This is a genomic window from Nocardioides zeae (assembly GCF_030818655.1).
Lineage (GTDB): Bacteria > Actinomycetota > Actinomycetes > Propionibacteriales > Nocardioidaceae > Nocardioides > Nocardioides zeae_A.
The window spans coordinates 2,165,896-2,188,099 of record NZ_JAUTAN010000001.1 but is presented as its reverse complement, the minus strand read 5'-3'; the positions used below and the strand labels follow the sequence as shown (position 1 = coordinate 2,188,099).

At 74.0% G+C, this 22,204-nt stretch carries 20 protein-coding genes and 2 pseudogenes; 14 read left to right on the top strand and 8 right to left on the bottom strand.

What is annotated here, in order from left to right; all coding sequences use genetic code 11:
- Positions 1 to 173: 173 nt before the first annotated feature.
- From QE405_RS10450 to groL, 3 genes are all read left to right on the top strand, one after another.
- Positions 174 to 1,148 carry an SGNH/GDSL hydrolase family protein gene (locus QE405_RS10450; protein ID WP_307200423.1) on the top strand — a complete coding sequence of 325 codons (975 nt, stop codon included), beginning with the start codon at positions 174 to 176 and terminating at the stop codon, positions 1,146 to 1,148.
- A 496-nt stretch (positions 1,149 to 1,644) separates the two neighbouring features.
- Positions 1,645 to 2,070 (top strand): hypothetical protein, encoded by a 426-nt coding sequence (locus QE405_RS10445; protein ID WP_307200421.1) that lies wholly within the window; start codon positions 1,645 to 1,647, stop codon positions 2,068 to 2,070.
- A gap of 208 nt (positions 2,071 to 2,278) precedes the next feature.
- Positions 2,279 to 3,907 carry a chaperonin GroEL gene (gene groL / locus QE405_RS10440; RefSeq protein ID WP_307200419.1) on the top strand — a complete coding sequence of 543 codons (1,629 nt, stop codon included), beginning with the start codon at positions 2,279 to 2,281 and terminating at the stop codon, positions 3,905 to 3,907.
- A gap of 88 nt (positions 3,908 to 3,995) precedes the next feature.
- Here groL and QE405_RS10435 read toward each other — a convergent pair whose 3' ends face one another.
- Both QE405_RS10435 and QE405_RS10430 read right to left on the bottom strand, forming a co-directional pair.
- A complete protein-coding gene (locus QE405_RS10435; RefSeq protein WP_307200417.1) occupies positions 3,996 to 4,268 on the bottom strand; it encodes a DUF3253 domain-containing protein in 273 nt (90 codons plus the stop codon).
- Between the two features lie 46 nt (positions 4,269 to 4,314).
- Entirely contained in the window at positions 4,315 to 4,947 is a 633-nt protein-coding gene (locus tag QE405_RS10430) for an alpha-ketoglutarate-dependent dioxygenase AlkB (RefSeq protein WP_307200415.1), read from the bottom strand.
- Between the two features lie 109 nt (positions 4,948 to 5,056).
- Between QE405_RS10430 and QE405_RS10425 the strand changes: the two genes are divergently transcribed.
- The 8 genes and pseudogenes from QE405_RS10425 to QE405_RS10390 all read left to right on the top strand — a co-directional run bounded on the left by QE405_RS10425 (position 5,057) and on the right by QE405_RS10390 (position 10,698).
- Positions 5,057 to 5,836 carry an ABC transporter ATP-binding protein gene (locus tag QE405_RS10425; RefSeq protein WP_307200413.1) on the top strand — a complete coding sequence of 260 codons (780 nt, stop codon included), beginning with the start codon at positions 5,057 to 5,059 and terminating at the stop codon, positions 5,834 to 5,836.
- A pseudogene (locus tag QE405_RS10420) lies at positions 5,836 to 6,492 on the top strand (ABC transporter permease); the annotation flags it as partial. The gene QE405_RS10425 and the pseudogene QE405_RS10420, both read left to right, overlap by 1 nt.
- A gap of 190 nt (positions 6,493 to 6,682) precedes the next feature.
- A complete protein-coding gene (locus QE405_RS10415) occupies positions 6,683 to 8,386 on the top strand; it encodes an ABC transporter permease (RefSeq protein WP_307200411.1) in 1,704 nt (567 codons plus the stop codon).
- Between the two features lie 116 nt (positions 8,387 to 8,502).
- On the top strand, positions 8,503 to 9,219 hold the full coding sequence (locus QE405_RS10410; protein WP_307200409.1) for a GntR family transcriptional regulator: 717 nt from the start codon (positions 8,503 to 8,505) through the stop codon (positions 9,217 to 9,219).
- A gap of 74 nt (positions 9,220 to 9,293) precedes the next feature.
- Positions 9,294 to 9,542 (top strand): annotated as a pseudogene (locus QE405_RS10405) (NTP transferase domain-containing protein); the annotation flags it as partial.
- Positions 9,481 to 9,798, top strand: a complete 318-nt coding sequence (locus QE405_RS10400) for a hypothetical protein (RefSeq protein ID WP_307200408.1) — start codon at positions 9,481 to 9,483, stop codon at positions 9,796 to 9,798. The pseudogene QE405_RS10405 and the gene QE405_RS10400, both read left to right, overlap by 62 nt.
- Positions 9,799 to 9,856: 58 nt before the next feature.
- Positions 9,857 to 10,189 carry an STAS domain-containing protein gene (locus QE405_RS10395; RefSeq protein ID WP_307200406.1) on the top strand — a complete coding sequence of 111 codons (333 nt, stop codon included), beginning with the start codon at positions 9,857 to 9,859 and terminating at the stop codon, positions 10,187 to 10,189.
- Positions 10,186 to 10,698: an ATP-binding protein gene (locus QE405_RS10390; protein WP_307200404.1), complete on the top strand. Its 513-nt coding sequence runs from the start codon at positions 10,186 to 10,188 to the stop codon at positions 10,696 to 10,698. Before QE405_RS10395 ends, QE405_RS10390 begins: the two co-directional genes overlap by 4 nt.
- A 659-nt stretch (positions 10,699 to 11,357) precedes the next feature.
- On the opposite strand, the gene QE405_RS10385 is transcribed toward QE405_RS10390, so the two are convergent.
- The 3 genes from QE405_RS10385 to QE405_RS10375 form a co-directional block, all read right to left on the bottom strand.
- Positions 11,358 to 11,708 (bottom strand): hypothetical protein, encoded by a 351-nt coding sequence (locus QE405_RS10385; protein ID WP_307200402.1) that lies wholly within the window; start codon positions 11,706 to 11,708, stop codon positions 11,358 to 11,360.
- A gap of 52 nt (positions 11,709 to 11,760) precedes the next feature.
- On the bottom strand, positions 11,761 to 13,224 hold the full coding sequence (locus QE405_RS10380) for a carboxypeptidase-like regulatory domain-containing protein (protein WP_307200399.1): 1,464 nt from the start codon (positions 13,222 to 13,224) through the stop codon (positions 11,761 to 11,763).
- A 90-nt stretch (positions 13,225 to 13,314) separates the two neighbouring features.
- Positions 13,315 to 14,211 carry an oxygenase MpaB family protein gene (locus tag QE405_RS10375; protein WP_307200397.1) on the bottom strand — a complete coding sequence of 299 codons (897 nt, stop codon included), beginning with the start codon at positions 14,209 to 14,211 and terminating at the stop codon, positions 13,315 to 13,317.
- A gap of 51 nt (positions 14,212 to 14,262) precedes the next feature.
- On the opposite strand from QE405_RS10375, the gene QE405_RS10370 reads away from it, so the two are divergent.
- Positions 14,263 to 15,354, top strand: coding sequence for an alpha/beta hydrolase family protein (locus QE405_RS10370; RefSeq protein WP_307200395.1), 1,092 nt, complete (start codon positions 14,263 to 14,265; stop codon positions 15,352 to 15,354).
- 18 nt (positions 15,355 to 15,372) lie between these two features.
- Here the strand turns inward: QE405_RS10370 and QE405_RS10365 are convergent, their stop codons facing one another.
- On the bottom strand, positions 15,373 to 16,548 hold the full coding sequence (locus QE405_RS10365) for an RtcB family protein (protein WP_307200393.1): 1,176 nt from the start codon (positions 16,546 to 16,548) through the stop codon (positions 15,373 to 15,375).
- A 396-nt stretch (positions 16,549 to 16,944) separates the two neighbouring features.
- Here QE405_RS10365 and QE405_RS10360 point away from each other — a divergent pair, with 396 nt between their 5' ends.
- Together QE405_RS10360 and QE405_RS10355 are read left to right on the top strand one after the other, a co-directional pair.
- Positions 16,945 to 17,307, top strand: coding sequence for a ribosomal protein L7/L12 (locus tag QE405_RS10360; RefSeq protein WP_307200391.1), 363 nt, complete (start codon positions 16,945 to 16,947; stop codon positions 17,305 to 17,307).
- A gap of 98 nt (positions 17,308 to 17,405) precedes the next feature.
- Positions 17,406 to 18,674, top strand: a complete 1,269-nt coding sequence (locus QE405_RS10355; protein WP_373459489.1) for an aminotransferase class I/II-fold pyridoxal phosphate-dependent enzyme — start codon at positions 17,406 to 17,408, stop codon at positions 18,672 to 18,674.
- A 24-nt stretch (positions 18,675 to 18,698) separates the two neighbouring features.
- On the opposite strand, the gene QE405_RS10350 is transcribed toward QE405_RS10355, so the two are convergent.
- Positions 18,699 to 20,870: a right-handed parallel beta-helix repeat-containing protein gene (locus QE405_RS10350; protein ID WP_307200387.1), complete on the bottom strand. Its 2,172-nt coding sequence runs from the start codon at positions 20,868 to 20,870 to the stop codon at positions 18,699 to 18,701.
- Entirely contained in the window at positions 20,867 to 22,081 is a 1,215-nt protein-coding gene (locus tag QE405_RS10345) for a glycosyltransferase (protein WP_307200385.1), read from the bottom strand. The genes QE405_RS10350 and QE405_RS10345 overlap by 4 nt, the downstream gene beginning before the upstream one ends.
- Between the last annotated feature and the right edge of the window lie 123 nt (positions 22,082 to 22,204).

Below are 22,204 nucleotides of genomic sequence, written 5' to 3'. Positions count from 1 at the left end.
ACCGGGGAATGTGTCGCTCAGACCATCAATATTGATGCGCTAAGTGGCGTGTTCCCCGGTCGACCGGGGAATTTGCGAGTCTCGGCCCCCCGCCACCAACCGTCGCGGCGAGGGCGGCCGGGGTTGGGGCGCTGTTCACCTGGTGCTCGTGCTGGTCGGGCATCCAGGACCCCATGTCTGCAACGTCGAAGGCGCGCGCGGCCCTGGCCGTCGCGACCGCTGCTGGTGGGGTCGGTGTCGCTGTCGGGTACGGCGGGAGGTCGATCCTCAAGCGCCAGGCCGCGACGGCGCGGCGCCTCATCGGCAAGCCCTTGGGCGAGGAGGCGCTCGACGCCGACAAGCTCTACAGGAAGCGGTACGGCGGCCGCCCGGTCGAGCTCCTCGTCCTGGGCGACTCGATCGCGGCGGGCCTCGGCGCGGAGGTGCCGGGCGACACGTTCGGCGCCCGCCTCGCCAAGCACGTCGCGCGGAGCACCGAGCGCCCGGTCCGGCTCCGCACGGGGGCCCGCGTGGGGGCCGAGTCGAGCATGCTGGCCGAGCAGGTGGGGGCGCTCCCGGCGACGTACGCCGCGGACGTGGCCGTCATCGTCGTCGGCGGCAACGACGTGACCCACCGCGTGCCCCTCGCCGAGTCGGCGCGGCACCTGCGCGAGACGATCGAGGCGCTGACGGCCCGCGGCACGCGGGTGGTGGTCGGCACGTGCCCCGACCTCGGCGCCCTGCGGCCGGTGCCGCAGCCGTTGCGGTCGCTGGGGTCGCGGGCCTCGCGGCAGCTCGCCGCCGCGCAGCGCGAGGCCGCCCTGCGTGCGGGTGCCTGGGCGGTGTCGCTCGCGGACGTCGTCGGCCCGTTCTTCATCACCAACCCCGACGAGATGTTCAGCCTCGACCGGTTCCACCCCAGCGCTGCCGGCTACAAGAGGACGGCCAAAGCGGTGCTGCCCTCCGTGCTCGCCGCGCTGGGCGAGGTCGACGCCGTCCCGTTCGGCCACCACGCGCCGGAGGTCCCCGAGGTCCCCGACGTTCCCGAGGTCCCCGAGGTCGTGCCCGAGACGCGGCCCCACCTGCGCGCGATGCCCGACGTCGACCACGACGACTGGGGCATCGACGACCAGGTCGACGGCGGCGGGTTCGACCGCCGGGAGGCCTGATCCCGCGCCCCCGGCCCGCCCCCTAACCTCGGCGGGGTGACCTCCTCCGCGCGCCCCGACGCCTCCGCCCGCCCGCGGGTCCTCCTCGCCACCTTCCAGCTCGCGCCGACCGGCGAGGACGGCGGCGACCTCCTCCTCGCGGCCCTCGACGAGCGCGGGATCGACGCGGCCTGGGCGGTCTGGGACGACGCCCAGGTCGACTGGTCGGCCGCCGACCTGGTCGCCGTGCGCTCGACGTGGGACTACCACCGGCGGCTCCCGGAGTTCCTGGCGTGGGCGCGGCGTACGGCGTCCCTCACCCGCGTGCTCAACGGCCCGGACACGTTCGCGTGGAACGCGGACAAGTCCTACCTGGTGGAGCTCGGCCAGCGCGTGCCGACCGTGCCGACGCGCACGCTCGGCGACGGCACCCTGCTGCGCGTGGTCGGGGAGGCGACGGGCGGAGTGGGGCTCGGTCGTCGTCAAGCCGGCGACGAGCGCCGGTGGCCTCGGGGTCGTGCTGGCGGACGCCCCCGACGACCCGCGCCTCGCCGGGCTCGGTCCCGCCCCGTGGGTCGTGCAGCCGCTGGTGGCCTCGGTCCGCACCGACGGCGAGATCTCGGTGTTCGTGCTCGACGGCGCTCCCGTCCTCCAGGTCGACAAGGTGCCGGCCGGTGACGAGATCCGGGTCCACGAGCACTTCGGGGGCTCGTCGCGCGCCGTACCCCTGGACCCCGACCTGGCCGCGACGGCGCTCGCCGCCGTGCGCGCCGCCGAGGAGCTCGGCGGGGAGCGGTTGGACTACGCCCGGATCGACCTCCTGCGTCACGACGACCGCTGGGCGGTGAGCGAGGTGGAGGCGATCGAACCGGGCCTCTACCTCGACGTGGCGCCCGCGATGGCGGGGCACTTCGCGGACCTGGTGGCCGCACGCCTGGGGTGACGAGCTGCTTGCACTCGCAGGGGCCGAGTGCTAAACATGACGCTGGCACTCTCGGGTAGAGAGTGACAACGAACGTGCAGCACCCCGGCTCGGTGGGTCGAGGTCAGCAGCGACGGCGGGAAGGGTCCGCCGGGCGGCCTGATCGTCCGTCGCGGGCGACCACCCGGGCCTTGTCCACTCTCCAGCAGACAAGGAATCGCAGGAGAACATGTCGAAGCTCATTGCTTTCAACGAGGAGGCCCGGCGCGGTCTCGAGCGCGGGATGAACACCCTCGCCGACGCCGTCAAGGTCACCCTGGGTCCCAAGGGCCGCAACGTCGTGCTCGAGAAGAAGTGGGGCGCCCCCACGATCACCAACGACGGCGTGAGCATCGCCAAGGAGATCGAGCTCGAGGACCCCTACGAGAAGATCGGCGCCGAGCTGGTCAAGGAGGTCGCGAAGAAGACCGACGACGTCGCCGGTGACGGCACGACGACGGCGACCGTCCTCGCCCAGGCGCTGGTCCGCGAGGGCCTCCGCAACGTGGCCGCCGGCTCGAACCCGATCGCGCTGAAGCGCGGCATCGAGGCCGCCGTGGCGTCCGTCTCCGAGCAGCTGCTGCAGCTCGCGAAGGACGTCGAGACCAAGGAGCAGATCGCCTCCACCGCCTCCATCTCCGCCGCGGACACCACGGTCGGCGAGATCATCGCCGAGGCGATGGACAAGGTCGGCAAGGAAGGCGTCATCACCGTCGAGGAGTCGAACACCTTCGGCATCGACCTCGAGCTCACCGAGGGCATGCGGTTCGACAAGGGCTACATCTCGGCGTACTTCGCCACCGACATGGAGCGCATGGAGGCCGTCCTCGAGGACGCCTACCTGCTCCTCGTCGAGGGCAAGATCTCCAACGTCAAGGACCTGCTGCCGCTGCTGGAGAAGGTCATCCAGACCGGCAAGCCGCTGCTGATCATCGCCGAGGACGTCGACGGCGAGGCGCTGTCGACCCTGGTGGTCAACAAGATCCGTGGCACCTTCAAGTCGGTCGCCGTCAAGGCCCCCGGCTTCGGCGACCGCCGCAAGGCCATGCTGCAGGACATCGCGATCCTCACGGGTGGTCAGGTCATCTCGGAGACGGTCGGCCTCTCGCTCGAGACCGCCGGCATCGAGCTCCTCGGCCAGGCCCGCAAGGTCGTCGTCACGAAGGACGAGACCACGATCGTCGAGGGCGCCGGCGACGGCGACCAGATCAACGGTCGCGTGAACCAGATCCGCGCGGAGATCGAGAACTCGGACTCCGACTACGACCGCGAGAAGCTCCAGGAGCGCCTCGCCAAGCTGGCCGGCGGCGTGGCCGTCATCAAGGTCGGCGCGGCCACCGAGGTCGAGCTCAAGGAGCGCAAGCACCGCATCGAGGACGCGGTGCGCAACGCCAAGGCGGCCGTCGAGGAGGGCATCGTCGCCGGTGGCGGCGTCGCGCTCGTCCAGGCCGGCGCGGCGGCGTTCGACAAGCTCGACCTGTCGGGCGACGAGGCCACCGGTGCCAACATCGTGAAGCTCGCGATCGAGGCCCCGCTCAAGCAGATCGCGATCAACGCCGGCCTCGAGGGCGGCGTCGTGGCGGAGAAGGTGCGCAACTTGACCCCCGGTCACGGCCTCAACGCCGCTACGGGCGAGTACGTCGACCTGGTCGCCGAGGGCATCATCGACCCGGCCAAGGTCACGCGCTCCGCGCTGCAGAACGCCGCCTCCATCGCGGCGCTCTTCCTCACCACCGAGGCCGTCGTGGCCGACAAGCCGGAGAAGGCCCCCGCCGGTGGCGGCGACCCGACCGGCGGCATGGGCGGCATGGACTTCTGAGTCCCGCCCCCCGCTGAACGAACGCGAGGCCCCCGCTCCCAGGAGCGGGGGCCTCGTGGCGTCCGTGGGTCGGTCCGGGGGCCGTCCCTCAGGAGCGTCGACGCACGCGGATCGGTCCGCGCGCGCTCGCGAGGTCCACCACCTCGCCGCGCTGGGTCACGTCGACCGCGTCCCGCTCGACCAGGCGGCCGACGGCGGCGCGCACCGGATCCATGAGGTCGCGCCACTCCTGGCCCTCGGCGGCGACGGCGCGCGCCACCTCGGAGGGGCAGATCGTGGCGCCGTCCGCGCGCCGGTCCAACAGGTCGAGGACGGCGCGCTCGAGGTCGTCGGGGTCGGCGTCGGCGTCGGGGGCGCTCACGCCTCCAGCATGCCGCGCGGACGCACGCGCCGCCGCGACGCTCGGATCAGAAGACCCCGGCCGGCCGGAACTGGACCGACAGCCGCGGGCCGGCGTGCGCCACCTTGGGGACGGCGTGCTCCCACGTGCGCTGACAGGACCCGCCCATGACCACGAGGTCGCCGTGGCCCATGGTGACGGCGATCGACGCGCCGCCTCCCCGGGGTCGCAGCGCGAGCCGTCGCGGGTCGCCGACGGAGACGATCGCGACCATCGTGTCGTGCGTCGACCCGCGCCCGATGGTGTCGCCGTGCCAGGCGACCGAGTCGGCACCGTCGCGGTAGAAGCAGCACCCGGCGGTCGTGAAGGGCTCGCCGAGCTCGTCCGCGTAGTGCGCCGACAGCGCGTCCCGCGCCGAGTCGAGCGCAGCGTGCGGGAGGGGCTCGCCCGCGCCGTACGTGTGGAGGAGGCGGGGGACGTCGACCACCCGCTCGTACATCTGACGGCGCTCCGCCCGCCAGGGCACCTGGTGGACGAGCGCCTCCATCACGTCGTCGGAGAGCGCCCCCAGCCAGTCGCGACGCACGTCGATCCAGGCGCCCTGCGTCAACACGCGACGCTCGATGCCCGGCGCGAGCGGAGCCAGCGCACCGGCTCCCGGCGGGGGCGCCGTCGCGAAGAGGGTGCTCTGGAAGTCCATCCCGCCACCGTAGTCGAACACGTGTGCGATCGCCAGGGACCATCCCCAGGGTGGGGATGGGGGACGTCCCCGGTGGTGGGCCGTGGGTGCGGGGTGCCACAGTCGGGGCATGACCGACGACCCTGCCGGCGCCGCCACCGTCCCCGCGGCGGCGAGCGTGCGTGACCTGGTGAAGACGTACGGCGCGGGCCAGGCCCGCGTCCGTGCCCTCGACGGGGTGAGCCTCGACCTCGGCCAGGGCGAGTTCACGGCCGTGATGGGCCCCAGCGGCTCCGGCAAGTCGACGCTGATGCACTGCTGCGCGGGGCTCGACACGGCGGACAGCGGCTCGGTGCGGATCGGCGAGACCGAGCTGTCGCGGTTGAGGGACAAGGAGCTGACGCGCCTGCGGCGGGACCGCATCGGCTTCGTGTTCCAGTCGTTCAACCTCGTGCCGACGCTCACCGCGGAGGAGAACATCCGGCTGCCGCTCTCCATCGCGGGGCGCCGGGCCGAGCCGGGCGTCTTCGAGTCGGTCGTCGAGACGGTCGGACTGGGGCCGCGGCTGTCCCACCGGCCCCACGAGCTCTCGGGCGGCCAGCAGCAACGCGTCGCGGTCGCACGGGCCCTCGTGAGCCGCCCCGACATCGTGTTCGCCGACGAGCCCACGGGCAACCTCGACTCCCGGTCGGGTGCCGAGGTGCTCACCCTGCTGCGCCGCAGCGTCGACGACATCGGCCAGACCGTCGTGATGGTCACGCACGACCCGGTCGCCGCGGCCTACACCGACCGCGTCGTGTTCCTCGCCGACGGGCGCGTGGTGGACGAGCTGCGCCGGCCCGACCGCGAGCAGGTGCTCGCGGTCATGACACGCATGACGGCGGCCGCGCTCCCGGACGGCACGGCCTGATGCTGCGGGCCACCTGGAAGAGCCTGCTGGGGCGCAAGGTGCGCCTCGTCATGAGCACGTTCGCGATCGTGCTGGGGGTCGCCTTCGTGTGCGGCTCGCTCATGTTCTCCGACACCCTCGAGCGCTCCTTCACCTCGCTCTTCTCCGCGACGGTCGGGGACGTCGTCGTGCGGCCGGAGGTCGGCACCTCCTTCGGCGCGGCCGAGGGCTCGTCGCGCACCGTGCCCGCCTCGCTCGTCGACGAGCTGGCAGCCCTGCCCGAGGCGGCGCGGGCGGACGGCAACGTGAGCGCCCCGGGCGTGTTCGTCGTCGGCGACGACGGCAAGGTCGTGGGGGGCCAGGGGGCGCCGGGCCTGCTGCAGGGGTTCAACGACGCACCGGCCGCGGGCGGCGCCGAGGGCCTCCACGTCGTCGAGGGCCGGGCGCCCTCCGGTGTCACCGAGGTGGCGCTGGACGAGGCGACGGCCGAGCGGGCGGGCTACGGCATCGGTGACGCCGTCCGGCTCGTCAGCCCCGTCGCGGAGGGCGAGCTGACGCCGACGCTCGTCGGGCTCGTCGCCCTGGGCGGGGACGCCTCGCTCAACGGCGCCACCCTGACCGTGGTCGACATGGCGACGGCGCAGCAGGTGTTCCTCCGGGGCGAGGACGCCTACACCGACGTCTGGGTGCGCGCCGCCGACGGGGTGTCGCAGGAGGAGCTGCGCGACGCCGTCGCGCCGCTGCTGCCCGACGGGGTCGAGGCGGTGACGGGCGGACGACGCGGCCGACGAGTCGGCGTCGCTGCTGCTGGAGGCCATCTCCTTCCTCACCACCTTCCTCCTCATCTTCGCGGGCATCGCGCTCGTGGTGGGCGGGTTCCTCATCGTCAACACGTTCTCGATGCTCGTCGCCCAGCGCAGCCGGGAGCTGGCGCTGCTGCGCGCCCTGGGCGCCTCGCGCCGCCAGGTCGTGCGCTCGGTGCAGCTCGAGGCCTTCGTGGTCGGTCTCGTCGGGTCGGTCCTGGGTCTCGGGCTCGGCGTCCTGCTCGCCCTCGGCATCCGGGCCGTCTTCGCGCGCGTGGGCCTCGACCTCGGCTCGCAGCCGCTCGTGCTCGAGCCGCGCACGGTCGTCGCGGCCCTCGCGGTGGGGATCGTGGTCACGATGGTCGCGGCGTGGGGGCCGGCCCGCCGCACGACCCGCATCGCGCCCGTCGAGGCGCTGCGCGACGACGTGGCGCTGCCGGAGACCACGATCCGCCGGCGCATGCTCGTCGGTGCCGCGCTCGTCGTGGGGGGTGGGGGTGCCGTCCTGGCCGGGCTCGCCGGCAGCGTCCCACGGGCCGGGTGGTGGGTGGGGCTGGGCGTCCTCGCGGTCCTGCTCGGTGTCGCGGCGGCCAGCCCCGTCATCGGCCGACCGGTCCTCGTGGGCGCGCACGCGGCGTACCGGCGTCTCTTCGGCACCGTCGGCAACCTCGCCGGGCTCAACGCGCTGCGCAACCCGCGGCGCACGGCGGCGACCGCGTCCGCGCTGATGATCGGTCTGACGCTCGCGACGACGATGGCGATCCTGGGCGACTCGGCGAAGGCGTCGGTGGACCGCACCATCGCCCAGACCTTCCCGGGCGACTTCGTGGTGAGCAATCAGGTGGGGGAGGGCTTCTCGACCGCCATCGGCGACGCGATGGGCGAGGTCGAGGGCGTGGCGTCCGTGGTGCGGGTCCGCTACGGGCTCGCCGAGACGGGGGACCGCCCGCGCCGCCTCGGCGGCGTCGAGCCGTCGACGTTCCGCGACCTCGGCGTCGGGACGGTCTCCGGCGACCTCGCCGACCTCGTGGACGGCACGGCGGTCGTCGACGAGGACTACGCCGACGACGCGGGCATCGGCGTCGGGGACGACCTCGTCGTCGCGACGGTCGCGGGGGAGCGGCGTCTGCCGGTGGTGGCCGTCGTCGACCCGGGGTCGGTGCTGCCGTCCATCGCCACGACGACGGCCACCCTGCTCGACGCCGGCTACCGCGACCTCGACAACACGCTGGTCGTCGAGGCCGAGGCGGACCCGCCCGGCGGGCTCGCGGGGCTGCAGGACCGGCTCGAGCAGGCGGCGGGCGACAACCCGCTCGTCACGGTGAAGGACCAGGCCGAGTACGCCGCGGAGCAACGCGCCCCCATCGACCGGCTGGTGCTCGTCGTGTTCGCGCTGCTGGGCCTGGCGCTGGTCATCGCCGTGCTCGGCATCGTCAACACGCTCGCGCTGTCCGTCGTCGAGCGCACGCGGGAGGTCGGCCTGCTGCGGGCGGTCGGGCTCGGGCGGGGCCAGCTGCGGTGGATGATCACGCTGGAGTCGGTCGTCATCGCGGCGCTCGGCGCGGTGCTCGGTCTCGTGCTCGGCACCACCTTCGGGCTCGCGCTCATGCGGATGCTGCGCGACGAGGGCCTCGAGGTCATCAGCGTGCCGATCGGTCAGCTGGCCGGGTTCGCCGCCGCCGCGCTCGTCGTCGGGGTGCTCGCCGCCACCCTGCCCGCGCGTCGCGCGGCCCGGCTCGACGTGCTCGCCGCGGTCAGCACGGAGTGACACGGCACTGGTCTGGTCCGCCGACCCGGTCGGTGGTCGGGCGTCGTTCCATCTGGTAAGGGAAAGTTCTCCGCAATTGCGAGACAACCACCCACGCATTCCCTACGGTGTGGCTCGTGGAGAACGCCGTCGCGATCGCTCGTGAACCCCTGAAGCACGTGCAGGTGCGGGAGTACGTCCGCGACCTCGTGAGCGACGCGGAGCCGGGCACCCCGGCCCCGTCGGAGCGCGAGCTGGTGCAGGTGTTCGGCGTCGCGCGGATGACCGTCCGCCAGGCGATGGACACCCTCGTCGCTGAGGGCCTGCTCGAGCGCATCCCCGGCCGTGGCACCTTCGTCGCGAAGCCGCGCAACGAGGTCGGCCGGCTCCTCAGCTACACGGGGGAGATGCAGCGCCGCGGCCTGCACGCCGAGTCGCAGACGATCCTCGCCCGCCGTGAGCAGGCGGGTCCGGGTGTCGCCCGCGCCCTCGAGCTCACCGAGGGCGACGCCGTCATCCACTGGAAGCGGCTGCGGCGGGCCGACGGCCAGCCCATGTGCGTCGAGGACGCCTACCTCAACGAGGTGCTGCTGCCCGGCTTCCTGCAGAGCGGCATGCCCACCAGCCTCTACCAGGCGCTGGCGATGCGCGGCCTGCGTCCGACGTGGGCCGAGGACTCGATCACGGCCGACGTCCCCACCGCCGAGGAGGCGCAGTCGCTCGAGATCGCCCTGGGCACCCCCGTGCTGCGCGTCGCCCGCCGGGCCGTCGCCGACGACCGGGTCGTCGAGGTGTCGCGCTCGGTCTACCGCAGCGACCGGTTCACGCTCTACGTGCAGCTCGGCGACAGCTGATCGCTCCGCCTCCCGCTCCCGACGCGGTCCCGGCGGTCGACGGCCTCCTGCTCGCCGCCGGCGCCGGCCGGCGCATGGGACGTCCCAAGGCGCTCGTCGACGACTGGTTGCCCCGCGCGGTGCGCGCGCTCCGCGACGGCGGGTGCGCGCGCCTGACGGTGGTCATCGGCGCGGCGGCCGACGAGGTCCGGCCCCTGGTGCCGCCCGACGCGGCGGTCGTCGTCGCCGACGACTGGGCCGACGGCATGGGTGCCTCCCTGCGTGCCGGGCTCGCCGCTCTCCCCGGCGGCAGCCCCGGGGTGCTGCTCCACCTGGTCGACCTCCCCGACGTGGGTGCCGCGGTGGTACGCCGCGTGCTCGGCGCCTGGGCGGGGTCCGACGACCCTGGCTCGCGCCGCCTACGGCCCTCCGGGCTCGGCCGAGCCCGGGCACCCGGTCCTGCTGGGGGCGGCGCACGTCGCCGGTGTGCGGGCCTCGGCCGTGGGGGACCGGGGTGCTCGGGGCTACCTGGCGGACCGCGACGTACGGCTCGTCGACTGCGCCGACCTGGCGACCGGCCGGGACGTCGACCGGCGCTGACGGAGACGGTGGGCTGTCGGCGGCTGCCGTCGGTAGGTGGCTCGCGTAGGCTTCGAGCATGTCCGCTCCCACGTTCGTCGCCTCTGCCGAACCGGGACGGGTGGTGCTGCACGGCGACGTCGACGCGTTCGACATCGACGACCTGCTCGTCGTTCTCGCCGGCGCGAGCGACGACCACCGTCGCGACCTGCTCCTCGACCTCAGCGAGGTCACCTTCCTGCCCAGCCTCGTCATCGGTGCCCTGGCGCGGGCGCGGGCCGACGCCACCCGCAACGGGACGGCCGTGACCCTCCTCGTGCGCGAGCGCACGGTGCCGCACCGTGTGCTGCACGTCTGTGGCATCCCGTTCGAGACGGCGACCGCAGCGACCACGGTCGAGGGGGCCTCGTGACCGCGGCCGGGGGCACCACGCAGGACCGGGACGCCGGCTGGGCCGACGTGGACCTGCCCCACGGCCCCGAGGCCGGCCCGCAGGCCCGGCACGCGCTGCGCACGGCGTTCGAGGAGGCGGTGGCCGAGTCGCTGGAGACCTGGGACGGTCCGCGCGACGACCAGGGCCAGCCGGACTGCTCCATCGGCATGGGCGCCGCCCAGGATCTTCTCCAGGACGTCCTCATCGTCGCGGGCGAGCTCGTGCTCAACGCCGTCGACCACGGGCGCCCGGGGCTGCTCGGCACCGTCCGCCTGTCGTGGCGCTGGGAGGACGGGCGGGTCTACCTGCGGGTGCTCGACGCCGGTTACGACCCCGAGTTCGCCGACGGCCCGCCCGGACTGGGCGCGCCCGAGTCGATCCGCGGACGCGGTCTCTTCATGGTCGACGCGATCTGCGAGGAGTGGTCGGTCGAGACCGACCCCATCACCGAGACCACGCTGGTCACGGCCTGCCTCGGCATGGCCTGAGGCTTCGCTGTCGAGCTCGCTGCGCTCGGCTGTGCCCGCTGCGCTCCTCTGACGCGGCCGCTCCGCCCTCTGGACACGAGCGCGCCGAGGACGCCGGGGTGGGGGTGGCGCGAGTGCGCGGCGTACCGGCGGGGTGTGAACTGTGCGGCTGGGGCGGGTTGGATGGGGGCGGCGGCGTACCAGCGTCCCAGTTCGGCCCGGCCCCAGGCCCGGCCCCGGCGGACGTCATGCGAAGCGCGGCCCCGGGGCGCCGGGGTGCATGACGTCCCGGGTACGGCGCGGGTTCGGGGCGGGCTCGGGGTCGGCAGGCGGCTTACCGGTTCGTGTTCTGCGGAACGGACGCAATCTGACGGGCGGGCGGGATGCATCCGTTCCGCAGAACAGGCTGCTGTGCTTTCGGGCCTCGCTCCGCTCGGCCGTGCTCGCGGCGCTCCGAGCTCCTGCCCTTCGGTCGATCCCGACCACGCCTCCTCCGCTGCGCTCCTCCGACGCGGCCGCTCCTCTCGCAGGACACGAGCGCGCCGCGGGCGTCGGGGTGAGGCAGGCGAGAGGGCGCTCGGCGTACCGGCGGGGTCGCGAACTGTGCGGCTGGTGCGGGCTGGACGCCGCCGGGGTTGTCCCAGCCGCACATTTCCGACCCCAGGGCGGGCCGGCGGCCCCTAGTTCGACGTGAGCGCCCCGAGCCGCGCGATCGCCTGGCCCGAGGTCTCGCACACCCACACGGGGTCGGGCCCGCCGAGCTCCGGGTCGACCCGCAGCGCGTGCTCCTCCAACGCGGCGCAGGTCGAGCACAGCGGCCAGCGCTGGCCCCGGTCGAAGAGCGCGTCCTGGACGTCGGTGGCGACGAGACCGGCGACGTACGTCGCGCCGGCAGGCCACTGCTCGACCCACCACCGGCGCTCGGAGAGCGCGTGCTCGAGGAGCGACACGCCCTCCGCGTCGGCGCACCCCCGGGCGTCGAGGTCGGCCAGGACGGTCGCGCGGGCGGCGATCAGCGCGGCGTCGGTCATGAGGGCCATTGTTGCGCAGCGCCCCAGACGGCGACCCCGAGCGGGGCCGGGCTCAGGGAGTGGGTGTCGCCGTGACGGTCACCGTCACGGTGGAGGTCGGCTGTGACGTCGGCTGGCTCGTCGCCGGCGAGGTGGGCGCGGAGGTCGGAGCCGACGACGTGGGCGCCGAGGACGTGGGCGCCGTGGTCGGGGCCGTCGTGGTCGGGCTCGCCGTCGGCGACGTCGTCTGCGGGATGCACTGCGGGTTCTGGGCGTGGCCGATGGCCTTCAGCGGCACGTTGCCCAGGGCCCGGGTGTGGCCGACGCTGATGCTGAACGCGCTCGACGTGAAGGTGCCGTACTGGCAGGTGTCGTTGCCGCCGGGACCGAAGGTGATCCAGCCGCCGTCGGGACGGCTGAGCACGACCTTGTAGCCGGTGTCGGTGCGCAGCGGGCCCTCGATGAGGAACCGGCCGGACGGCGTGGTCCAGGCGGAGCCGACCTTGGTGCCGTACTTGTTGAAGAGCTGCACCTGCACGCCCTTGAGGGTGCGGGTCGGCACCCGGGCGTCGACGACGGTGCCGGACACGCTGCCGCCGCGCTGGAGCAGCTCGAAGGCCGTGAAGAGCACGTTGCCCGCGGGCACCTGGCGGCCGCCGGGGACCTTGCCGGTGCGACCGAGGTAGTTGCCGGAGTCGGGGACGGTGAGCTCGTAGGGGCCGGGCATGACGCCGGCGAAGGAGACGTTGCCGTTCTTCGCCTTGGCGACGTACCACTGACCGGTCGCGCTGTTGCGCGCCGTCACGTAGCCGTTGGCGGGCAGCTGCTGCTTGCCGCCGACGATGTTGACGACCAGCGAGCCCGCGCGACGCTTGAGGTTGATGGCGATGTTGGTGTTGGTGCCGACCTTGCGGTTGCGCAGGAAGGTGCTGACGTCCGCCCACTGGCCGCGGGCGTCGTAGGTGAAGACGGAGTAGTTCGCGGTGGGCAGGCCGGCGATCGCGAACTGGCCCTGGCGGTTGGCGATCGTCTCGAACGACTGGCCGTAGGGGTTCGCCGCGACCACGCGGGCGCCGGAGGCGATCGCGCCGTTGGTGCGGACGGTGCCGGTGATGCTGGCGCCCTTGCGCATGGAGGCGTCCCGCTGGACCGTCTGCGCCGACTTGACCGTCGCGGTGAGGTCGGTCGGGGCGAAGCGGTTGACGTCGTACGTCGGGCGGGTGTCGGTGACCTGGATGCGGTAGCTGCCGGGGGCGACCGAGAGCTGGTAGGTCGAGCGCGCCGTCGTGGCTCCCAGCACCTTCCAGTTCATGTCGAAGACCGTCACCTTCACCGTGCCGCCGTAGAGCGAGCCGCCCACGCGGATCGCGCCGACGAGCCGGCCCTTCGCCGCGGCCGCGGTGGCGGCGTCGGCGCGGGGCGTCGTGCTCGTGCCGGTCAGCGCGACGGCGGCACCGGCCAGCACGAGGAGGAGCGCCACGAGGGCGGCGGCGACGTGCCGTCCGCGACGGACGGGGACGGACGAGGTGGGGTGCATGGAGGCTCCGGGAGGGTGGGGGCGGCCGAATCCGCGATAGCGCCAACGCTAGTGCGCAAATCTGCACGCGGCCTCAAGAACGGCCCAACGTCAGGCGGAGATCACCCCAGCGCGGAGCCGGTCGGCCTCCGCGCGGTCCACCGACATCGCCCAGCGGATCGTCGAGGTCGACACCTGCCCCAGCGCCCGCACCACCGTGCCCTCGACGACGGGCAGCCACGGCAGGCGCAGCGGCAGCCGGGTCCAGGCCGGCATGAGCCCGACGGCGGCGGCCGTCAGCGTGCCGTACGGCGCGCGGGCGAGCAGGGGCAGCGGCGGCTTCAGCAGCAGGTAGCGGATCGCCTCGCGGGCCTCGGGCGTGCCCCGCAGCTCGGGCCGGTACGCCGCGAGCACGGCGTCCAGCTCGGCCTTGGTGCGCGGCACGTCGCGCGCCCCCAGCGCCTCCGCGACATGGGCCGTCTGCGCGACGTACGTGTCGGTCTCGGCCGGGGTCAGCGGTCGCGCGCCGTAGGTCTGGTGCGCCAGCAGGAAGCTGTCGATCTCGGCGACGTGGACCCAGCGGAGGAGGTGGGGGTCGGAGGCTGCGTACGGCGTGCCGTCCGGCAGCGTGCCGACCACACGCTCGTGGATGCGGCGGACCGCCGCGATCGAGGCGTCGGCGTGCGCGTCGGTCGCGAACGTGGTCGCGGCGATGAAGGTGGCGGTGCGGTTGAGGCGGCCCCACATGTCGGTGCGGTAGTCCGAGTGCTCCGCGACCCCGGCCATCGCCGCCGGGTGCAGGGCCTGCAGCATGAGGGCCCGGATGCCGCCGACGAACATCGACGCGTCGCCGTGGACCCGCGCGATCGGGTCGTCGAGGCCGAACCGGCGCGGCCCCGGGGTGCCGTGTATCCGCGCCCGCAGCCGCGGACCGTCCGGCCCCGCGACGCGCGCGAAGAGCGCCTCGCCGAGCCGCTGGCGGGCGGTGCTGACCACGGGCAGAGCCATGCTGCCCATGATGCACCGCGACCGGTAGGGGACCGCTGCCATGCTGGGGACATGACGCGCCTGGGCCGGGTCGCCGCAACGGGAACGCTCCTGCTCGTGGGGGCGGCGTGCTCGTCGAGCTCGTCGGACGAGGGCCGGGACGACGGTGCGGGGCCGGCGAGCCCGACCTCGAGCTCCGCCGGAACCGCGGACGGCGACGCGACGGCGAGTGCCGACGTACCGGAGCCGACGACCGAGCCGACGACCGAGCCGACGAGCGAACCCCTGCCGCCCCCGACCTCCGGCCCCGCGGAGCTCGAGCGCTGGTTCGACGCCGACGTCACCGGTGGCGACCTCCGGCTCGGGGAGGTGCGGGAGTCGACCGGCACGTTCATCTCGTACGACGCGAGCTACCGCAGCGAGGGGCTCCTCGTCACCGGCGTGCTCAACGTCCCGGCGGGCGAGGGTCCGTTCCCCGCGGTCGTGCTCGCCCACGGCTACATCGACCCGGCCGTCTACGTCTCCGGCCAGGGCATGACGCGGGAGCGCGGACGCCTCGCGGAGGCGGGGTACGTCGCGTTCCACGTCGACTACCGCAACCACGCCGGCTCCGACGACGACCCGGCGCTCGACGAGACGCAGCGGTTCGGCTACGCGGTCGACGTCATCAACGCCGTCACGGCGCTGCGCGACAGCGCCGACGTGCCCGTCGACGACGACCGGGTCTCGCTGTTCGGGCGCTCGATGGGCGGCGGCGCGGTGCTCGAGGCGCTCGAGATGGCACCCGGCCACGCGCAGGCCGCGGTCATCTACGCCTCCGTCGCCAGCGACGCCGGGGACAACCAGCGGCAGTTCAGCGACGGGGGCGGGTTCTGGGACGAGCTCGCCGCCCGGGTCGGCACCCCCGAGGAGAACCCCGCCTACTACGCGGCCGCCTCGACCGGCCCGCACGTCGACCGCATCACCGAGCCCGTCCTCATCGTCCACGGCACCGCCGACGACACCTGCCCGCCGGCGTGGGCCGAGGAGACCCACGGGCTGCTGCTCGAGGCGGGCGCCGAGGTGCGCCTCGACTGGTACGAGGGCGAGGGCCACGCCTTCGGCCCCCAGTTCGACGCGTCGATGGACAGCATCGCGACGTTCCTGGAGCAGGCGCCGGCCTGACGCCTGCCCCAGGACCGCTCAGTCGCCCTTCACGTTCACCACCTGGCGCAGCACGTGCTGCACCTCGACCAGGTCGGCGGCGTCCTCCATCACCCGGTCGATCGGCTTGTAGGCCGCGGGGATCTCGTCGAGGAACGCGTCGGTGTCGCGGTACTCGATCCCCGCCATCGCCTCCCGCAGCTGCTCACGGGTGAAGGTGCGCCGGGCCGCCGACCGCGAGTACTCCCGCCCCGCACCGTGCGGCGCCGAGTGGAGCGACAGCCGGTTGCCGCGCCCCGTCACCACGTACGACGCCGTGCCCATCGACCCCGGGATGAGGCCCGGCCGGCCCGCCTCCGCGTTGATGGCGCCCTTCCGCGACAGCCACACCTGCCGGCCGAAGTGCCGCTCCTGCTCCGTGTAGTTGTGGTGGCAGTTGATCTCCTCGGCCCGCTCCACGTCGCCCGTCGCCCCGACCCACGCCGCGAACTCGGCCGCGACCCGGTCCATCATCTCCTCGCGGTTGAGCAGCGCGTAGTGCTGCGCCCAGCGCATCTGCGCGACGTACGCGTCGAACTCGTCCGTGCCCTCCACGAGGTAGGCGAGGTCCTTGTGGGGGAGCGGGATCCACCACTGCTCGGCGAGCTGCTGCGCGACCTTGATGTGCGCCTGCGCGATCCGGTTGCCGACGCCCCGCGACCCCGAGTGCAGGAACAGCCACACCCGGTCCTCCTCGTCCACCGTCACCTCGATGAAGTGGTTGCCCGAGCCGAGCGTGCCCAGCTGCAGCTCCCAGCGCGCTGCGTGGTCACCCGGCTCGAACCCGGCCCGCTCCGCCAGCCCGGTCAGCTCCTGCAGCCGCGCTCGCGTGTGCTCCCGCTCGACCGAACGGTTGGCGGCACCCGCCGACAGGGGTACGGCGCGCTCGATCGCCTCCCGCAGCGGGCGCCGGTCGGTCGGCAGCTCGTCCCGGACGTACGTCGTGCGCACCGCGATCATGCCGCAGCCGATGTCGACGCCGACCGCCGCCGGCATGATCGCACCGAGCGTCGGGATGACGGAGCCGACCGTCGCGCCGAGGCCCAGGTGGGCGTCCGGCATCAGGGCGACGTGCGGGAAGACGAACGGCATCGTCGCCGTCGTGCGGGCCTGCTCGCGGGTGGAGTCCTCGAGGATCGACGCCCAGCTGAGGAGCGTCGGGGTGATCGTGTCCATCGTCGTGGAGCCTGTGGGTCCTTTCCGGGGTGCGACCGGCACCGTGCCGGTCGGACGTGGTGACGGTAGGGAGGGGGAAATGGGTTGCGCCAGGTGTTTTGGCCTCGCTCCGCTCGGCCGTGCCCGCGGCGCTGCGGGCTCCTGTCCATCGGTCGATCCCGACCACGTCTCCTCCGCTGCGCTCCTCCGACGCGGCCGCTCCTCCCTCTGGCCACGAGCGCGCCGCGGGCCCGGGGTGGGCCCTGAAATGTGCAGCTGGGGCGGGTCGGATCCGGCCGGGCATGTCCCAGGCGCACATTTCCGGCACCCGCGTGGGGCTGGGCCGAGCCCGCGGCGTGACCGGGGTGACGCCGTACGGGCTGGGGTCGCGCGCCACGGGTGGGCACCATGGACGGCATGTCGACGCCCCGCTCCGACCGGTCCGAGCAGTCCCGCGAGCAGGGCGGTCTCCGGGGCTGGTGGCGCCGGGTCACGCGGCCGTGGCCCGAGGCGGCGTTCACCGAGATCGGTACCCGTGCCGTCGTGCTCGACGCGGTGGGGGAGCAGCCGGTGGCGGTGATCCGGGAGGTACGCCGTGTGACCGGGTGGGACCTGGCGCGCGCCACGCACGCCGTCGAGGCTGCCCCGTCCCAGCCTCCCGCGGGCAGCACCACCCAGGGCGTCGTGCTCGTCGCCGGCCTCTCGGCGACGAGCGCCGCTGCCGCGTGCGAGGCGCTCGCGCGGGCCGGAGCGACCGCGCGGGTCGCCGAGGGCTGGTGACGCGGGAAGGCGTTTGCTCCGGACCTGTGGTCGCCTGAGAGAATCGCCCCGCCGCGTTCCGCAGGCACTGCTGCTACCCCGAGAGAGTGAGCCCCACGATGGCCCTGGCCGACCTCGCCCGCACCGACCTCGCCGCCTTCGCCGACGCCCAGCGCGCGGCGTACGCCGAGCTCAAGGCGAAGGGGCTCAAGCTGGACCTGACGCGGGGCAAGCCGTCGCCGGAGCAGCTCGATCTCTCCGAGGAGCTGCTCCACCTCCCGACGGGCCACACGGCGGCGGACGGCACGGACGTGCGCAACTACGGCGGGCTCGCCGGTCTGCCCGAGCTGCGGGAGATCTTCGCCGAGCTGCTCGGCGTGCCGGTGGCCAACATCGTGGCGGCGGGCTCCGCGAGCCTCACCCTCATGCACGACACGTTGCTGCAGGCGCTGCTCTACGGCCGGCCCAACAGCGTCGAGCCGTGGGGCGTCGAGGACGTCGTGCGGTTCCTCTGCCCGTCGCCGGGCTACGACCGCCACTTCACCCTGGCCGACCGGCTCGGGTTCGAGCTCGTCCCGGTGCCGATGAACGCCGACGGTCCCGACATGGACGTGGTGACCGCGCTCGTCGCCGACGACCCGACCATCAAGGGCATGTGGGTCGTGCCGACCTACGCGAACCCCACCGGGTCGGTCTGCTCCGAGGAGGTGGCCCGCACGCTGGCGTCGATGCCGACCGCGGCGCGCGACTTCACGGTGATGTGGGACAACGCCTACGCGGTGCACCACCTCACCGAGGTCGAGACCACCACCCCCGACATCCTCACGCTCGCCGCGGAGGCCGGGAACCCGGACCGCGTCGTCGTCTTCGCCTCCACCTCCAAGATCACCTTCGCCGGTGCCGGCGTGGCGTTCCTCGCGGGCTCGGAGGCGACGGTCGCGGCCTACCTCGAGGGCCTCTTCTACTACTCGATCGGCCCCGACAAGGTGAACCAGCTGCGCCACGCGCAGTTCTTCGGCGACGCGGCGGGGGTGCGCGCCCACATGGCGAAGCACCGCGAGCTCATCGCGCCGAAGTTCGCCGCGGTCCAGCGCGTGCTCACCGAGCGGCTCGCCGAGCACGGCATCGCGGAGTGGAGCGACCCCGCGGGCGGCTACTTCGTCAACCTCGACGTCCTCGACGGCACGGCGAAGCGCGTCGTCGAGCTGGCCAAGGAGGCGGGCATCGCGCTCACCCCGGCCGGTTCGGCGTTCCCCTACGGCGAGGACCCGCGCGACCGCAACATCCGCCTCGCGCCCACGCTCCCGCCCCTCGCGGAGGTCGAGACCGCGATGGACGGCGTCGCCACGTGCGTGCTGCTCGCCGCCGCCGAGGAGCTGCTCGGCTGAGCCGTCCTCCGCCTCCGCGGCGCCTCAGAGGCCGCGGAGGTGGTCGGTGACCCAGCCGCGCACCCGGGACGTCGGTACGCCGAGGGACCGGGCCACGTCGCTGGCGCGGTAACCCTGCTGGACGACGGCGTCGACGGCCAGCTCCTGCATGCTCGCCGCCGGACCGGCCGGCACGGGGACCCGGACGACGGGCTCCTCCGCCGGGACGGGCTCCACCGCCGGGACGGGGACCGGCCCCGCGGGAGCCGCCTCGACGGTCGCGGGCTCCGCCGTCGCGGCGGCGACGGCCTGGACAGGCTCGGCGGCCTGGACGGGCTCGGCGGGCCGGACAGGCTCGACGGCCTGGACAGGCTCGGCGGGCCGGTCCTCGACGACAGCGGTCACGGGCCCGTAGGACGGGGCGGACTCGACCGCCCAGGTCGGGACCGGCGGCACGTCGGGCACGAGCACGGGCTGCGGCGCCGGATCCGCGGGGCTCACCGGTGGCCTCGCGGGCTGCTCCTCGGCGTACTCCGTCAGCCGGGCGCGACCGAGACGGGTCATCTCGTCGGCGAACAGCCGACGCAGCTCGCGCTGGCTGCGGCGCCGCCGCACGATGAACAGGAGCCCGAGCAGGGGCACGGGGAGCAGCAGGAGCAGCAGCAGCGCGTGCACGTTGCCGAGGGCCCACGACACGAGCACGGGGCGGTAGGTCCAGTCGGCGGCATCGACGTCCGCGTCGGTCGCCTCGGCGCCCGACCGGGCGACGACGGCGCCGGGTCCGAGCCCGACGACGGAGCCCCCGGTGACCGCGAGGGTCGTGTCGGCGCCCTGGGCCACGGCGGCGTGGCCCTCGTCGACGGTCATGGTCGATCCGTCGACCTCCACCTCCGCGCCCTGCTCCGCGAGCACCGCGGTCGCCGGGGCCGACGCCGTCACGTCGGTGACCCGCACGTCGGTGGCGGCGGCCACCCGGAGCGCCCGCGTCCCGCCGACGAGGTCGGAGTCCGCGACCGTGGTGCCGGTGGAGCCCCCGCGGAGGTCGAGCGCGGTGCCCGGGGCGTCGACGTCGAGGTGCGCGAGGGCGACGTCGTCCATCCCGTCGATCCGCAGCCCGCCGCGGGTCGCGTCGCGCACGCTGAACCCGTCGACGTCGAGACCGGCGTAGTGGTCGGTGCTCCAGCCCGCCGAGTTCGGGCCGTCCGCGAGGGGGGCGCCGTCGACGCGCGCGCCGTACCCCGCAGCGCCGTCCACCGTCACGTCCGTCGCGGTGACGGTCGAGCTGCCGCGGGAGACGAGCACGCCGTCGCGACCGACGTCGGCGAGGCGGACGGAGCGGAGCAGCACGTCGGTGGACCCGCTCGTCACCTCGATGCCGTCCTGCTGCGTGCGGCTGAACGAGCTGCCGTCGACGACGGCCTCGCTGACGCCCGACAGGAAGAGCCCCAGGTGGGTGTCGCTCACGGTCAGGCCGGTCACGAAGGCCCGCGTGAGGGTCTCCGAGGTGCCGGTGAGGGCGATCCCGCCGGTGCGGCCGCTCCAGAAGCCGAGGTGGTTGGCCGCGACGTGGGCGACGTCGAGACGGCCGTCCTTGACCCGGATGTAGGCCCGGCCGTCGCTGGTGGTGCTGTCCGGTGCGACCTCCGTCGGGTCCCAGCCGACGATGCGGAGCGGCTGGCCGGCGGTACCGGCCAGGCGCAGGTCGCCGTCCCAGGCCACGATGCTGACGAACCCGTCGGCGTCGCTGCGCATCCGCAGGGTCCGGCCGGGGGCGATGATGTCGAGGCGGGCGCCGCGGGCGACGACGACGGAGGTCGTGAGGGTCGGCACCAGGGCGCCGCCGGTCACCGCGCCGTAGGCGACGAGGTCGTCGAGCGTGTACGGCGTGGGTCGCGCCAGCAGCACGAGCGTCCCGGCCGGGGGAGCGAGGTCGACCGACGACCGGAGCCGGGCGTCCTCCCGGCGCAGCGCCTCGACCTGGGAGGTGGCGGCGGCCGTGTCGGTGCCGGCCTCCGCGTCGTCGTCCTCGGCGGTGGCGGCCGCGGCTTCCGTGCCCGAGCCGATGCGCTCGCGCAGCGCGTCGTTGCCCCACACGACACCCGCCGTGGCGCCGAGCAGCACGACGAGGACGGCGAGGCGCAGGGCCATCCGCACCCAGCGCGGGACCGTGTCGCCGCGCTCCTCGGCGGAGAACAGGTCGGAGCCGTCGGTGCTCACGCGCTCGCCTCCGTCCGCAGGCTCTTCTCCGTCTGCCCCTCGCCGCCGACCGAGTCGGCGGAGCGCGTCAGCCAGCCCTGCTTGTTCATGGTGAAGAACGCGTAGGTCTTGATCGGCCAGGCCACGAGGACGACCACGGCGGTCACCAGGGGCAGCAGCCACAGGTCCTCGGGTCGGCGCTGCAGGTGGGAGATGCCGCGGATGCCACGTCCCACGACGAACCAGACCACCGCCAGCACGAGCGCCGTCGCCGGGTCGCTGGACCGCAGCGTCAGCGCGATGAAGATGACGGCGGTGCCCATCGTGACCGGGGTGAGGAGGATCTGCATGATCGTGACCTGGGAGATCAGCGGCGCCCGGAACACCCAGCCACGCGCGACGGCGGTCAGGTAGCAGCGGTAGGAGTTGCGGCTCCACCGCACCCGCTGCTTCACGAACGCCCGGAACGTGTCGGGGAACATCGACAGCGCCCGGGCACTGTCCTGGTGGGCGACGCGGAACCCCTGCGACAGCACGAGCCAGGTGAGCCGACCGTCGTCGCCCGCCACGCACTGCCGCCCGAGGAAGACCTCGTGCTCGAGGTCGTGGATCCGGTGCCCGATCACCGACATCCGGTACGCCGCGGTGCGGCCCGACGCGCAGATGACGCCGCCGTACCGGCCCATCGCCGGGGCGTAGTCGTGGTAGCGCAGGTCGATGATCCAGTCGGCCACGCGCCGCCAGATGCTCGACTTCGGCAGGTAGACGTTCTGCCGGGTGCTGACCGCGCCGACGGCGGGGTCGACGAACGGCATCTGGATGGCCTCGTGGAGCCCGGCCTCCCAGGAGGTGTCGGAGTCGACGAGCAGGACGAGCTCGGTGTCGACGAGACGGAGACCAGCGCCGAGGGCGGAGCGCTTGCCCGTGTGCTTGAAGAGCAGCGCCTCGACCGCGGGGTCGTCGAGGGCCTGGATCCGCTCGAACGCCTCCGTGTCGGCGAGGTCGAGGACGACGATGATCCGCGACGGCCCCTGGCGGCGCCAGGTCTCCAGGCACCGCAGCAGGACGTCGGGGTCCTCGCGGTAGGACGGCACCACGACCGTCGTGGTCGTGCGGAAGTCGTTGACGACCGGGCGGGTGATGGCGGACAGCACGCGGCGTACCAGCCACACGCCCCACGAGGCGATGCCGACGAGACCGAACGGCAGCAGCCAGGGCACGTCGAACGGCACCGCTCTGTCTCCTCGTCGGATGCCCGCCCCCGGTGGGCCACGCAGCGGACGTGGCGCTCGGACGTGGGTAGGGTACGGCGCGGCGGAGCCCCGAGGAGGGCGCTGCCGCGCAACCTTGCCCGG

Coding starts and splice junctions, on each gene's coding strand:
- QE405_RS10355 (WP_373459489.1), top strand. CDS start 17,406: ATGGCCCTGGCCGACCTCGCCCGCACCGACCTCGCCGCCTTCGCCGAC.
- groL (WP_307200419.1), top strand. CDS start 2,279: ATGTCGAAGCTCATTGCTTTCAACGAGGAGGCCCGGCGCGGTCTCGAG.
- QE405_RS10365 (WP_307200393.1), bottom strand. CDS start 16,548: ATGGACACGATCACCCCGACGCTCCTCAGCTGGGCGTCGATCCTCGAG.
- QE405_RS10375 (WP_307200397.1), bottom strand. CDS start 14,211: ATGGCTCTGCCCGTGGTCAGCACCGCCCGCCAGCGGCTCGGCGAGGCG.
- QE405_RS10430 (WP_307200415.1), bottom strand. CDS start 4,947: ATGGACTTCCAGAGCACCCTCTTCGCGACGGCGCCCCCGCCGGGAGCC.
- QE405_RS10395 (WP_307200406.1), top strand. CDS start 9,857: ATGTCCGCTCCCACGTTCGTCGCCTCTGCCGAACCGGGACGGGTGGTG.
- QE405_RS10450 (WP_307200423.1), top strand. CDS start 174: ATGTCTGCAACGTCGAAGGCGCGCGCGGCCCTGGCCGTCGCGACCGCT.
- QE405_RS10380 (WP_307200399.1), bottom strand. CDS start 13,224: ATGCACCCCACCTCGTCCGTCCCCGTCCGTCGCGGACGGCACGTCGCC.
- QE405_RS10370 (WP_307200395.1), top strand. CDS start 14,263: ATGACGCGCCTGGGCCGGGTCGCCGCAACGGGAACGCTCCTGCTCGTG.
- QE405_RS10360 (WP_307200391.1), top strand. CDS start 16,945: ATGTCGACGCCCCGCTCCGACCGGTCCGAGCAGTCCCGCGAGCAGGGC.
- QE405_RS10385 (WP_307200402.1), bottom strand. CDS start 11,708: ATGACCGACGCCGCGCTGATCGCCGCCCGCGCGACCGTCCTGGCCGAC.
- QE405_RS10425 (WP_307200413.1), top strand. CDS start 5,057: ATGACCGACGACCCTGCCGGCGCCGCCACCGTCCCCGCGGCGGCGAGC.